Source organism: Anaerobacillus arseniciselenatis (assembly GCF_001865995.1).
GTDB lineage: Bacteria > Bacillota > Bacilli > Bacillales > Anaerobacillaceae > Anaerobacillus > Anaerobacillus arseniciselenatis.
Window position 1 is genome coordinate 208291 of record NZ_MLQQ01000001.1, and the last position, 14298, is coordinate 222588.

At 37.9% G+C, this 14298-nt stretch carries 13 protein-coding genes; 4 read left to right on the top strand and 9 right to left on the bottom strand.

Translation table 11 applies throughout. The features are described from left to right. Positions 1–29: 29 nt before the first annotated feature. The gene (locus BKP35_RS01105; RefSeq protein ID WP_071311546.1) at positions 30–1295 is read right to left on the bottom strand and encodes an ammonium transporter; all 1266 of its coding nucleotides are present in this window, start codon (positions 1293–1295) and stop codon (positions 30–32) included. 305 nt (positions 1296–1600) lie between these two features. Between BKP35_RS01105 and BKP35_RS01110 the strand changes: the two genes are divergently transcribed. Further along, entirely contained in the window at positions 1601–2173 is a 573-nt protein-coding gene (locus BKP35_RS01110) for a cell wall hydrolase (protein WP_071311547.1), read from the top strand. A gap of 989 nt (positions 2174–3162) precedes the next feature. Here BKP35_RS01110 and BKP35_RS01115 read toward each other — a convergent pair. Together BKP35_RS01115 and BKP35_RS01120 are read right to left on the bottom strand one after the other, a co-directional pair. Further along, positions 3163–4725 carry an outer membrane protein assembly factor BamB family protein gene (locus BKP35_RS01115; protein WP_071311548.1) on the bottom strand — a complete coding sequence of 521 codons (1563 nt, stop codon included), beginning with the start codon at positions 4723–4725 and terminating at the stop codon, positions 3163–3165. A 328-nt stretch (positions 4726–5053) separates the two neighbouring features. Then, on the bottom strand, positions 5054–5248 hold the full coding sequence (locus tag BKP35_RS01120) for a hypothetical protein (RefSeq protein WP_071311549.1): 195 nt from the start codon (positions 5246–5248) through the stop codon (positions 5054–5056). A gap of 220 nt (positions 5249–5468) precedes the next feature. Here BKP35_RS01120 and BKP35_RS01125 point away from each other — a divergent pair, with 220 nt between their 5' ends. After that, positions 5469–5951 (top strand): CarD family transcriptional regulator, encoded by a 483-nt coding sequence (locus BKP35_RS01125; RefSeq protein WP_071311550.1) that lies wholly within the window; start codon positions 5469–5471, stop codon positions 5949–5951. Positions 5952–6109: 158 nt separating this feature from the next. On the opposite strand, the gene gltC is transcribed toward BKP35_RS01125, so the two are convergent. Further along, on the bottom strand, positions 6110–7015 hold the full coding sequence (gene gltC / locus BKP35_RS01130) for a glutamate biosynthesis transcriptional regulator GltC (protein WP_071311551.1): 906 nt from the start codon (positions 7013–7015) through the stop codon (positions 6110–6112). Positions 7016–7354: 339 nt separating this feature from the next. On the opposite strand from gltC, the gene gdhA reads away from it, so the two are divergent. Next, positions 7355–8737: an NADP-specific glutamate dehydrogenase gene (gdhA, locus tag BKP35_RS01135; RefSeq protein ID WP_071311552.1), complete on the top strand. Its 1383-nt coding sequence runs from the start codon at positions 7355–7357 to the stop codon at positions 8735–8737. A 222-nt stretch (positions 8738–8959) separates the two neighbouring features. Here the strand turns inward: gdhA and BKP35_RS01140 are convergent, their stop codons facing one another. Both BKP35_RS01140 and BKP35_RS01145 read right to left on the bottom strand, forming a co-directional pair. Beyond that, positions 8960–9523: a DUF2179 domain-containing protein gene (locus tag BKP35_RS01140; RefSeq protein WP_071311553.1), complete on the bottom strand. Its 564-nt coding sequence runs from the start codon at positions 9521–9523 to the stop codon at positions 8960–8962. A 138-nt stretch (positions 9524–9661) separates the two neighbouring features. Further along, positions 9662–10288 (bottom strand): CAP domain-containing protein, encoded by a 627-nt coding sequence (locus BKP35_RS01145; RefSeq protein ID WP_071311554.1) that lies wholly within the window; start codon positions 10286–10288, stop codon positions 9662–9664. Positions 10289–10630: 342 nt separating this feature from the next. Between BKP35_RS01145 and BKP35_RS01150 the strand changes: the two genes are divergently transcribed. After that, complete coding sequence (locus BKP35_RS01150; protein WP_084031392.1) at positions 10631–11785, top strand: glycosyltransferase family 2 protein; 1155 nt, start codon at positions 10631–10633, stop codon at positions 11783–11785. Between the two features lie 78 nt (positions 11786–11863). Here the strand turns inward: BKP35_RS01150 and BKP35_RS01155 are convergent, their stop codons facing one another. From BKP35_RS01155 to BKP35_RS01165, 3 genes are all read right to left on the bottom strand, one after another. Next, entirely contained in the window at positions 11864–12487 is a 624-nt protein-coding gene (locus BKP35_RS01155) for an NAD(P)-binding protein (RefSeq protein ID WP_071311556.1), read from the bottom strand. Between the two features lie 255 nt (positions 12488–12742). Further along, a complete protein-coding gene (locus BKP35_RS01160; RefSeq protein WP_071311557.1) occupies positions 12743–13807 on the bottom strand; it encodes a DmpA family aminopeptidase in 1065 nt (354 codons plus the stop codon). Then, positions 13788–14258, bottom strand: a complete 471-nt coding sequence (locus BKP35_RS01165; RefSeq protein WP_071311558.1) for a GNAT family N-acetyltransferase — start codon at positions 14256–14258, stop codon at positions 13788–13790. The genes BKP35_RS01160 and BKP35_RS01165 overlap by 20 nt, the downstream gene beginning before the upstream one ends. Positions 14259–14298: the final 40 nt, after the last annotated feature.

The following is a 14298-nucleotide window of genomic DNA, read 5'->3' on the forward strand; positions in this document are numbered from 1 at the left end:
AAATCAATCCTCTCACTCGTAACTCTCGCTTAAGCTCCTTGTTTCTTTTCTTCTGGCATGCTTTCAGGATAACCGTAGCTTCCATGTTCACTTAAGTCAAGACCAATAATTTCTTCCTCTTCTGTCACTCGTATTCCACCCATGACTTTATCCATAATTTTTAGAATGATAAATGAAGCAATGAATGCGTATAATCCTGATGCGACAACCCCTAATGTTTGAACACCTAACTGAGTTAATCCTCCACCATAGAGTAATCCGGGTAATCCACCATTCATGGCAGCAAGCTCAGGTGTGGCGAAAAATCCAGTTGATAATGTTCCCCAAATGCCAGCCATACCATGAACGGAAAGGGCAAAAATTGGATCGTCAATCTTGGCTTTATCAAAAAACTTCATACTAAAGTAAACAATAAAACCAGCAACTAAACCGATGATAACAGCAGCCCATGGTGCTACAAAAGCTGTTGAAGCCGTAATGGCTACTAGTCCTGCTAACGCGCCGTTTAACGTCGTTGGGATATCGGCTTTTCCTGAAATTGCCCAGACGATAAACATCGCTGCTACTGCCCCTGCCGCTGCTGCTAATTGAGTTGTTAATGCAACATATCCGAAAAATGCTCCGTCAACTTCTAACGTACTACCACCATTAAATCCAAACCAACCTACCCAAAGAATTAAGACACCTAAGGCTGTATATACTTGATTGTGACCTGCTAGATCATTCGCTGACCCGTCTTTATTGTATTTTCCAATACGTGGTTTTAAAATAATCGTTGCCGCTAGAGCCGCCATCGCACCTGTTAAGTGAACTACCGTCGAGCCGGCAAAGTCTTGTTTACCTAGACCTCCTAACCAACCATCACCCCAAATCCAATGAGCAACTACCGGATAAACGACCGCTGAAAATAAAATCGCGAAAACAACATACGCTGAAAGTTTTCCTCTTTCTGCAAAACCACCAAAGGCAATCGTTAAGGCAATCGCAGCAAACGCTAATTGGAAGATAAAGTCCACTGAACCTGCTAATCCATCAACTACACTCGTAAAATCACCGTAAAAGAAATCTGAAAAACCTACAATTCCAATACTTTCTCCATAAATAAAGCCATACCCTACTGCCCAGAAAACTAATGAGGCTGCTCCTACTGTGAAAATTGTTTTGCCGGCAATGTGACCCGCATTTTTCATCCTAGTTGACCCTGCTTCAAGTAAAATAAATCCACCTTGCATTAATAGTACTAACGTAAAACAAATGATGATCCAAACATTGTTCATTAAGAAAATCGGATCCATTCCCAACACTCCTTTTTTTAATTTAACGAGTTAACTTTTTGTTAACATCGTTGATATGTAAGATTATATACTTCTGAATTTTCACTACAACAAACTTGGAATGTTTTCTAACAAACAACTTTTTTTACAATAATTTTGTAAACGCTTAAAAAACTGGTATAAAGCTATTTTTTGATTTTTACTAAATTCCACTGAAATTCGTTGGAAATCGCTCCACCGTTTACCTAATGAATCAACTCTAGTATTCTGTTAGTCTTGTAAGCGTGCTAGAGATAACTATTAAATTTCAGCGGAGGTATTAAAACATGAAAAAATTATTTATGACTTTTACATTAGCGATGTCGTTAATTTTTGTTGGAAATAGTGCTGTCGAGGCGTCAACTGTTCATTCAGTTCGTAGTGGAGATACATTATGGGCATTAGGACAGCAATATGGGGTATCGGTAAATGCGATCAAATCTTTAAATAATAGAACTAGTGATACTATTTTCATTGGAGAGAGATTATCAATTCCTTCTTCATTAACAGCTTATGAAAAGAGATTACTAGCACAACTAGTAACAGCGGAAGCAAAAGGTGAGCCTTATGCCGGTCAAGTCGCTGTAGCTACTGTTGTTCTAAACCGTGTTGATAGTGATCTGTTTCCTAACACTGTTCACGGTGTTATTCACGAACCAAGACAATTTACACCAGTAACTACAGGATCTATTAATCAACCTGCAACAGCTTCAGCCGTTCGTGCCGTTGAAGAAGCGATTGCTTTTAGAGGACAAGGCGCTGGCTCATTATTCTTCTACAATCCAGCGATTGCAACAAATAACTGGAATGCAACAAGAACGCACACAATCACTATTGGTAACCACGTATTTGCCAAATAAAGAAAAAAACTGAGCTTTGAGTCGTTGACTCAAGCTCAGTTTTTTAGTGTGCATAATCGGGCGAGTGCGCCGTAATTCGCACTCGCTCGGTAGTATGCATTTATGGGGAGAGTGTGCTGTAGTTGGGTTCCTTATAGGGTCGGGCGCGCGAGAAAATCTTGCGTTACCTTTTGGTGAGTGTGGCGCTTCGTTCGGGCACGGGAGAAGGTCTCGCGTTACCTTTTGGGTGATGTGACACTTTGTTCGGGCACGGGAGAAGGTCTCGCGTTACCTTTTGGGTGATGTGACACTTTGTTCGGGCACGGGAGAAGGTCTCGCGTTACCTTTTGGGTGATGTGACGCTTGTTCGGGCACGGGAGAAGGTCTCGCGTTACCTTTTGGGTGATGTGACGCTTGTTCGGGCACGGGAGGCTATGCAGTAGAAATGCGCCCTTTCTAACACTGGATTTCTCTTCTCTTGTTCTGAACTCAGAAGAGAAATCATTCTGGCGTTTTGGTTACTCTTCTCACGTTTTGAACTCAGAAGAGTAATCATTCAAGCATTTGGATTACTCTTCTCTGGTTTTGAGTCGAGGAGAGTAATCATTTTGCGTCACCCTAGACCATACAATGGATTTGACGAGTGCGTTTAACAGATACTGGAATTCACGCTTGTTTATCTATGCTTTTGACGAGCGCGTTTAACAGATACTGGAATTCACACTCGCTTATCACTGGTTTTGACCGGCGCGATTTACAAATACTGGAATTCGCACGCGTCATACGTGGTTTTATATATATGTATTTTACAGATGATGTAATTCCGTTGCATCAACCCACGCTCTACTGCACACTCCCCCCATAATACGCACCTCAAAATTTTGAATAGTCCACCCATTCGCACTCCCCCAAACCATGAAAAATTCTACTTATTTAGAACGCCCCCATCAGCGAAATCATATAAAACAATCTCGCTGAATAAAACCGAGGAGATCATAACAGTACAATTATTAATCATCGAAACCTTGAATCTCTACCCCATAAAACTTGCCGCCACGTGTTCCTACGATGATCATATTTTCATAAACAGCCGGTGTCGCTTCGATATTCGCTCCTAGGTTCACTGTATCAATGATCGTCCCACTCCTCGCCTCAAGTAAGTGCAGATTCCCTATCGAATCTCCTTGAACTAAAAAAGCTTTTCCGTCCTCATCGTAAACATCTACCGGAGAAGACCAGGCATAATGAGGCATCTCCCAACGCCACACCTCTTCGCCAGTTTGTTTGTTCAAAGCAACCATTAAGCCTGCATAACGTTGCTTATACCTAGCAACTGTAAAAATAACGAGATCATCGATACTTTTTTTCCCTAACACCGGTGTAGCCAACACACCACCAACAACTCCCGGATAATAAAAAGCTGTATACTCTTTATGCCAAATGATTTCTCCTGTTAATCCATCTATTTTTCTTATATGAGCATTACCATCTCGCCCAATATTATCTACTTCTGTTCCTGTATATAAATATGGATGCTCATCGACTACCTCAATAACAATGGTTGAATCTGTATCATCTAACGGAGGTAGTGCAAAAAAAGGTTCCATCGTCATTAAATCGATACCTTGAATACTTCCACCGTTATCAGCAAAATAAGCTAAATTTGCATAAGCCGCCACAGAATTTTCTATTCCTTGATAGAAATTTCCTTGCACTTGATAACGATATTTAATCGGTTTCGGAGTAACATTGATCTTCGCTTCTTCAACGTTAAATTCCGTATTAAGTTTAAGCTTATAAAACAGCCCATTTTCTCCTCCTACCACAAGTGTATCGGTCAGCCGATTAATTAACGGAGAACTATCAAATGCTCCCCAATTACGATAAGCAAAAGGATCATTGCCGTTTAAGAAATAAAGCTTGGATTGGTCAATTAAACTAAATATTCGATGACCGAATTTTGCGTTTTGCGGAACACCGTCTCCTACATATAATAACGGATAACCTCTTGGATCAATCGATACACTCCCTTTAACCGGATTTCCGATATAAATCGGCTCCCGAGTTTTTTCCCCACTGTTCAAATCTAAAAAATATACCCGACCATCTAATGATCCATATATGACTTCAACAAAGTCATCCTTAACTTTAAATTCATCTTTAAGATTCATCATTCCACGAACCTGTTGATCCCACTTAATAATGCTCGGCTGTCCGGTCCATCCGGCACCGCCACCCCACCTTTGACTAAACCCTGTTGAAAAACTCCACTGCGAGTTCAACTGATAATTATCGGCGATAGGAATGGCACCGAATGATGGCCCATCCCTTAAATGGTTACCACGAAACGTTAAAACCCCTTCCATTTCCGTGTAAACCTCAGGAAACGACTGTTTTTCATCAGCCAAATACCGATCAACAATTTCATCATTTTCAAATAAATCACCGCTTACTAACGACAAATCATTTTCTTCAACTTCAACAAGCCTTTGAAATGACGGTGAAATTTTTAAAAATTCCACGTCCGAAGCATCGTTAGCTACTTGCTTCCGCTCTATAATTGACACATCCACTATTTTTTTACCACTATTTGAACTTTCATTCGTTACACCCAGCCAAAAGAAGTGTGAAACACATTGTTGTTTTTACTAAGGCTTTCGTATTCACTTTTCCACCACACCATCCAGTATATTTTCTATGTCACCTTCTATATGTATGGCGTGACCTTAGAAAAAATCATTGGTTGATGAAGATTCTTCTTACTATAAAAAGATTTACTCTATTGAATTAAATTACTTAATCCTTATTTAAACGCCACTAGGACACTACATCTAGTTGAGCTTAATTAATCTCAACTAGTATAGCGTCCCAGTGGCTAGTTTTTGTGATTATGAAATTCACTCAATTAGCATTCAAAAATTGATAATCAACGTTCCACTTTTTACAACCGTTCCAATTAAATACTTGTTGTTGGGTGTAGGCACAATTAGAACATAACGCACGCTCACAATACGGGCATTCTTTCCAACTAACTTTCATTTGCCTTGCTACTCCTTTATCCGCCTTTCCGCAATCAACACAACGTTTTACCGCCATAGCTACTCCCCCCTTATTAAAAAATATGAGCGAATTTAAATCGTTATGTTAATTGCTACTCGGCATTTATTTTAATCCCAACCCCTAAATGTTATAAAAAAATGAAAACGCTAACAAAATCATTGACACGATAATTACATGCATGTTATATTATATTATTTTGCATTTTTCAATTACAATGGTATACTTAATAGGTAACATTAACTCTGGAGGTGGAATTATGTATCAAGTTGGAGACAAAATTTTTTACCCAATGCATGGTGCAGGCGTTATCGAAGCGATTGAAGAAAAGGAAATCTTAGGGGAGAAACAACTGTACTACATCATGAATCTATCTCTTGGGAAAATACAGGTTATGATTCCTACTCAAAAAACAAGTAATTTAGGAATTAGAGACATAGTTCAACCAACCATTATGGAAAACGTTTTATCAATATTTACTAGTGAAGACGAAACAGAAGCAACGGTACATCCGAATCAGCGCTACCGTAACAATATGGATAAAATGAAAACAGGTGATATATTTGAAGGGGCAAAAATAATTCGCGAATTAACAAAAAGTAGTAAAAAGAAGCCTCTTGGTACTAGTGACAAAACGTTATTAAACAACGCTAGAAAAATTTTAATCAGTGAACTTGTCCTAGTCAATGATTTGAAACATGACGAAGCTACTGACTATTTAAATACAATTATAAATCAATAAAAGCAACTTAAATAAAAAGAGATGCCTCATCAATTAAGCATCATCATCTAACATAAACGACACACTCGCCACCACAATTCAACTAACCAACCAAAAAGGCTGCAGCCCCCTCAAGGCTGCAGTCTTTTTTACGATGATTTAATTCTTCCACTACTTAATTAGCTACTAAAGCCCCCTAGTCTAGCAAAAAACTTCGAAAGAAATTCATAAAACAGCTGCTCTGTCGGTAATAAGTCGCGCTCTTTTGGAATGATTACTCCGACCGACCTTGTAACTTGCGGCTGATCAATAGGTACTTTGATTGTTGCTCTTGGGAGGTTATCAATTAACGTAACTTCCGGAATAAGAGTCACTCCTAACCCCGCTGAAACCAATCCTTTGATCGCGTCAATATCATTTCCTTCAAATGAAACAATTGGCTCAAACCCCAAACGTTTACATGCATTCACGACGATTTCTCTTAAAATAAAACCGTTAGGAAACAATACAAATTGGTCGTCTCGTAACTGATTAAGATTAATAGTAGAAAAGTCCGCTAATTCATGGTTTAAAGGTAACAATGCCACTAGCTTTTCTTCAAATAACACTTTCGCTTTCACTTTCTTCTCTTCTTTCGGAACTGGACCTAAAACCGCTAAGTCTATCTCACCGCTTATGACCGCATCGATTAAATAACGATACGTCCCTTGGATTAATTTAAACTTCACTTGAGGATACTCATCGCGAAATGCTGAAATTGCAGTTGGTAATGTATAGTTCGCCATACTACTAGGGAATCCTATTCGTATCGTCCCTTTTTCTGGATCTAAGTATTCTTCAACTTCACGTTTCGCACTATCGATGACGTTCATCGCTTCTTTCATTTGTTCTAAAAACATTCTGCCGATCGGAGTTAATTTTACATTTCGTCCTTCGCGAATAAAAAGCTCGACACCTAGCTCTGCTTCTAAGTTAAAAATTTGCCGACTAACAGCAGACTGAGCGACATGGAGCGCATGTGCTGCATCTGTAACATGCTCTCTTTTCGCTACTTCAATGAAATATTGTATTTGTCTTAATTCCATGAAAATCATCCTCTTTTTCGTTTCATCTAATTGCGGCATTGATTTTATCTCAAATACATATTGTTCTAGATCATTCTAAAATTATAAAATAAGATTGTGGAAAACGTCACATAATCTGACAAAGAGACTGGGGAAATTTTTACGAATTTTAAATTTAATTGAGTGAATTTCATAAATTATCTAAAATGAGCCCGATCAAACTCTAAGTAGTTGCGAGCGTTTTAACGCAACTACTTAGAGATACTTACTGGCGATAATATTGAATTATGAAATTCATAAAATTCGTTAATTAATTCTATAATACCAAATTTTAATGAATAAAGGGGAGCGAATCTAACTATGGCTACTGTACAAGAGATTAAACAAGATCAATTATTAGACGCAAAAAAATACGTAGATGATGTATATGAGGTCGTTAAGAAAAGAAATCAAGGTGAAGAGGAATTTCATCAGGCGGTTAAGGAAGTTTTTGACTCATTAGTTCCAGTTTTCGCAAAACATCCAGAATACATCGAACATAACATTCTCGAGCAAGTTGTTGAACCAGAAAGAATTATTTCATTTAGAGTTCCTTGGGTAGATGACGAAGGAAAAGTTCAAGTCAATCGCGGTTTCCGTGTACAATTCAATAGTGCAATTGGTCCATACAAAGGCGGATTAAGATTTCATCCATCCGTAAACGCTAGTATTATTAAATTTTTAGGCTTTGAACAAATTTTCAAAAATTCACTTACAGGTCAACCGATTGGCGGCGGAAAAGGTGGATCTGACTTTGATCCTAAAGGAAAATCTGATCGTGAAATTATGCGCTTCTGTCAAAGCTTTATGAATGAGCTTGTTAATCACATCGGTCCTGATGTTGACGTACCAGCAGGAGATATTGGTGTTGGTGCACGCGAAGTTGGCTTTATGTTCGGACAATATAAGCGCTTAAAAGGAGCTTATGAAGCAGGAGTTTTAACAGGAAAAGGTGTAGGTTATGGTGGAAGTTTAGCTCGAACTGAAGCTACTGGTTATGGAACAGTTTACTTCGTAGAAGAAATGTTAAAAGATAACGGCGATAGCTTTAAAGGTAAAACAGTTGTCGTTTCTGGATCTGGTAACGTATCAATATATGCAATCGAAAAAGCGCACGAACTTGGCGCTAAAGTTGTCGCTTGTAGTGACTCTGGTGGATATATTTATGATAAAAATGGAATTGACTTAGCAACAGTGAAACAGCTGAAAGAAGTTGAGAGAAAACGTATTAGTGAATATGTAAATCATCATCCAGAAGCTACGTACCATGAAGGAAGTACTGATATTTGGTTAGTTCCTTGCGACATCGCTCTTCCTTGTGCAACTCAAAACGAAATTAATGATGTATCTGCAAAAATCTTAGTCGCTAACGGTGTAAAAGCAGTTGGAGAAGGTGCAAACATGCCATCTACACTTGAAGCAATTGATATCTTTATAAAAAATGACGTACTATTCGGTCCAGCAAAAGCTGCAAATGCCGGTGGTGTTGCGGTATCCGCATTAGAAATGGCCCAAAATAGCATGAGACTTTCTTGGACATTTGCTGAAGTAGATGCGAAGCTACACGAAATCATGAAGAATATTTATAAAGACAGTGTTGAGGCATCTGTAGAGTACGGACACCCTGGAAACTTAGTTGTAGGTTCCAACATTGCTGGCTTTAAAAAAGTAGCTAACGCCATGATCTCCCAAGGTGTGATTTAATTAAAACATAATTGAAGTAGAAAGAGGTTGGGACAAAAGTGTCTGACACCACGCGGATCGTACTAAATATAGACAAGAAAGATTAATCGAATGTCTATATTTGGTGCCTAGCGGTGTCTGACACTTTATTTTGTCCCAACCTCTTTCTTTTTTAGAAAATCATTACCTTATTAAGTTGGCTTCATTGTGTATCACGATCCATATGGATTAAAAGCCACTTTTCTACGGCTTAAATTGAAAAGTTTCCTTCGTCTTTTCTAAAAATAATTCTCTTCTATTTTTTAATGACTTTGTTATGTAACCACCTTCAAACTTTCTCGGCTCATAAGAAACAACAAACGCTGTTGGTTCATATTTATAAATAATTTTGTAAAATTCGTTTTCCCGGTCCCTTCTTGCTGTACAATACAATAAATAACGTACAGAATTCATACCTTTTACTTCGTTTGTCGAAACACTAAATCCCACATCACGAAGTTTATTCAATAAATCATCATTGTACCTTTCAACATTCGCTTCGACCGTCACATAGCCAATCGCTAGTTTTTCTTCTAAAGTACCACCTAAATAAACCCCGGTACCAAAACCAGCTGCATAAGCAATTATGTTCATATAGTTTGATAAATCACTAAAAACTAACCCTATCGCAAACACATAGATAAACCCTTCAAGCATCCCAATACCACAAGCTTGCTTTTTCATACCTTTCACTACTAATATTGTGCGCATCGTTAAAATCGGAACGAGTAACAGTTGTGCAAAGAAAATCATCATCGGTTGTAACATTCTGTCACCTCTTACATTTATTTCATGCTCATTATAGCAAAAGAAGAGCTAGTCTCAAAACGCCGTTCAAAAATAGCTATACGAAAGCACATTAGCAATCGTAATATTTAACAGCGTAGAACTAGCCCAATATATTTATTATCTAGATTTAATAAACATTTGTACCCAAGCTCCGTGATAGAAACCTACACCAATGGCATCATATTGATCATTTAATATGTTTTGTCGATGACCTGGCGAGTTCATCCATGAGTTCATAACTGCTTCAGGTGAATTTTGTCCTTTGGCAATATTTTCCCCAGCCGTTTGATAACTTATACCATAAGTTCTTAACATGTCAAACGGTGAACCGTAGTTAGGACTGTTATGTGAAAAATAATTTGAGTTGATCATATCCTCAGCTTTTTTATGTGCTACATTTTTCAAGTCAGCCCTATGTGTAAGTGGACTTAAACCGTTCTGTCGTCGTTGTTGATTGACTAATGTAACAACTTGATCTTCAAAAGTACTTGAATGTTCTGCAGATTCCTTTAAGCGGATAACTTCACCGACATGCATATTTGTCGGTTCAATTTCCGGATTGAGCCTCATCAACTCACGGTAATCAAGACCGTAACGCTTAGCAATAAACCAAAAAGAATCACCTGGTGAGACTTTATAATGTTCAAACGGTGGTTCATTGAAAAACTGTATATCTTGAGCATTTGATACGATCGGTAGACAAAACGTAAAAATCATTGTTGCTAAAATTATTCTTTTGATCATAAGAAAATCCTCCATCTATATTTTTTAGGTATATACCCTAGTATTCATAGTGTGGATTCTCATTTTGTTTCTATGTGTAGAAATAATATACAAATTAATATTGAAAGTGCACGTCACCGTCTAATATTGTAAAGGCGGATGATTTCCTTCTTTGAGCATTACGTATGCAGCTTTTTTATTTTCCTGATACAATGAATTTCATAATTCATTATTCTCACCACTAAGATCAATATATAGTTGCGTCAAAACCATTCGCAAACTATATATTGCGTGATGTGGCTCATTTTTGGTAATTATGAAATTCACTGGATAAAATAAAGAAAACTTATGGGGGGATTATTAATGTTTACCCTTGCAATTATTACATGCCTTTTTTGGCTTTTTGTCCTTGTCGACGCTACTCTAGGGATGAGAAGACTCCCAATGCTGCAAAAAGTAGTCGAAGACGATGTACTTATAAAAAAAGGGCCATTAATATCAATCATCGTGGCGGCTAAAAATGAAGAAACAGATATTGAAGCAAGCCTTCGTTCTCAACTTAAACAAACTTATAAAAATATTGAATGGATCGTAGTAAACGACCGTTCTACGGATAAAACAGGGGCAATCATTGATAACTTAGCCAAAGAGGATGACCGAATCACACCCGTTCATATTAAAGACTTACCAGACGCTTGGTTAGGAAAAAATCACGCCCTCTATACAGGGTATCGAAAAGCTAAAGGCGACTATTTGTTATTTACGGATGGAGATATTTATTTTCATAAAGATGTAATCGCGAAATCATTAACGTTTTTTCAGAACAATAAAATCGATCATTTAACATTAACTCCAAATATGAACGTCACTTCATTTTGGACGAAAGCGTTTGTGACCTTTTTTCTGTTTGGATTTTCGTATTTTAAACGTCCGTGGAAAGCAAATGATGATAAAAGTAAAGTCGCTATTGGGATCGGCGCTTTTAACCTTTTATCTCGTGAGGCTTATGAAGCAATCGGAACGCATAGAAAAATTGCGATGCGCCCTGACGACGATCTAATGCTTGGAGTAACGATTAAACAAAACGGTAGAAAACAACGAGTTGCCAATGCGATACCGTACTTAGAGGTAGCATGGTACCGTTCGTTAAAAGAGGCGATAATCGGATTAGAAAAAAACACGTTCGCTGGGCTTTTTTATAGTTATTTCATGGTGTTATTTTCCATTAGCGGGATATTTATTTCTCAAATTTGGCCATTTGTAGCGCTGTTTGTGACTGAAGGTGCGACACGTTTCTTGTACGGCGTCGTAATATTATTACTATTTTTCGTTTACCAGCAAACGGCAAACGTTATGGCAAAAGGAGCGCTTAAATATTTTGTCGTGTTTCCAATTTCATCGTTGATTTTTATGTATTGTATAGCTCGCGCGACAATATTAACGACAATACGAGGTGGAATCGTCTGGCGCGGTACTTTTTATCCATTACACCAACTAAAAAAAGACCTTCACAAATAGTCAACTAGTTCTGTTTTGAGGGATACCTCATATTAAACCGCTCTTTACTTTATTGCACTACTTATTTTATATCTATTCTTACTCTAAAAGATCCGCAAATAACTTTTGTCTTTGCGAAAAGTTATGTTGTTTTGTCAATTCTAAAAAAGTCGGATCAAGTAGCTGTTGAAAAATTCGTCTTCGTTTTTCTCTATCTTCTATTTGTTCAAGAACTTTTAGCCGACATTGCGATAAAAACTCTACGTATTCCTCATACGAAGAATCAAATTGCGTGGCCAGTTCTTTCGCAATTTTTTTAGATAGGCCAGGACTTGCTCCTGATGTTGAAACTGATAGCATCAATTTCCCTCTATGTAAGGTCGACGGGACTATAAAATTACTACGAGTAGGATCATCAACGAGATTCACTAATTGATGGTCCTGACAACAATTATATACTTCACAATTAACTTGTTTGCAATTCGTTGCGGCAATGACGAGAAAAGCCTCACCTATATCCCCTTTAGAAAATTTCCCTCGTTTCCATTTAACTAACCCTTCTTCCACTACCTCAACAATCTTTTCTGTGACTTCAGGGCTAACAACTGTAATAACTGCACCTGTTTCCAAAAGGTTAAGAAGCTTCCGCTCAGCTACTTTCCCGCCACCGATAATAGCAACTTTCTTATTTAATAAATTTAAATTTATAGGATAGTGTTTCATAAAAAATCTCCTTATTACAGCGGGGGTGCCGCTAGCACATTAGAATAATTGGATTGAGCAACCATATCAATCGGTATGAATTAAAAAAATTTTGTCATTGCCATTAATGCACTCGTCATTAATCTTTCCCTAACTGAATGAATTTCATAATTACCTACATTAAGCCATATCAAACTATATGTAGTTGCGGGCAGTTTAATGCAACTACATATAGATACTTAATGGCGATAATATTGAATTATGAAATTCATTAAACTACTTTTTAAAAATATGATAAGGCATCTCTTCAACGACACGGCCGTTACGCCCGTCTGTCGTTGTTGCTTTCGTTAACGAGTTTAAAATTGCTTCTTCAGTCACTTCAGCCGTTGCTTGAAAAAGCTGATTCATTAACGCAGTGTCCTCTCTCAAGTGTGATTTTGATTCGCAAACCTTTTCAGTAACATGTTCAGAAGTCATCGCTGTAGAAAAAGCAATCGCTATATCTCCACTACCGTGACTTGCATGCCCCCCTGCTCTACCTAAGCCCATCGCCGTTCGTTTAGCAACTCTTTTTAATTGTCGCTCACTTAAAGGGGCGTCTGTTGCAATAATCATCATAATCGAACCGTCAGTTGTATAGTCAGGTTCTGGGATTTCAGCTTTCCCCTCTTCTATTATATATTGCCAACCGCGAAAGTCCTCTCGCTTTCCAAAGTTCGATAACACTAAACACCCTACCATAAAGGCTTCATTTTCATCTTTTACAATACGTGAAGAGCTGCCAATGCCCCCTTTATAACCGAAACAAACCATACCTGTTCCAGCACCAACAGCACCTTCTTCAATAGCCTCACGACTCGCACCTTCAATCGCTTCAATCGCATGCTCACGCTTAACAGGTAGTTGTCTAATCGAATTTAAATAGCTATCATTACATTCACCAACAACAATGTTAATCGTCCCTGTTGTGTCACCAATTTCTGGAGTTTTCTCAAGCATATGTAGTAACGTTCCTTCAGTAACTGCAGGAACACCAAACGTATTCGTTAACATAATCGGAGATTCGATTTGACCTAACTCATCGAGTTGAACGAGACCCGTTGTTTTTCCAAAGCCATTAATGACAAAACTTGCAGCAGGCACTTTTTGACGAAATAAATTACCCCCATGTGGTAATATTGCCGTAACACCAGTACGGACCGCCTCAACTTTTCCCCCCTCTTCTTTCAATGTCACATGCCCGACACGAACATCACCAACGTCAGTAATACAGTTTTTTTCTCCAGTTGGCAATTTTCCAATTTTCACGCCTAGATCTCTAAGCTTTTGCCGCTTCATTTGACACCACTCCGTTTAGTATCATATCGACATGGGGAATGCCATCCTCTAAATAAACTTCAGAAACCGGTTGAAAACCGAATGAGCCGTAAAACTCTTTTAAATAATCTTGTGCTTGTATTTTTATTTTCGTTTCGTTCAAACCATTTTTTGTAAAGTCAATCGCATTATTTAATAATTCAGTCGCTAAGCCGTTACGACGATATTTTTCTTTCACAATCACACGCCCAATCGACGCTTCTTCATACTTAAGACCGGCCTCTAAAATCCGGCAATAAGCCTTAATCTCTCCTTCTTCTTCTGTAAACAAATGAAAACAGTGTTGATCAATATCATCGAGTTCAGGATACGGACAATCTTGCTCAACGACAAAGATGTTCAACCGCTCTTTAATAATATTGTAAAGCTGTTCGTTCGTTAATTCCTCAAAAGTTTTTAATTGCCAACTCATCTGAATTCCCCTCTAACTAATCTTTTTTATATTACAATCC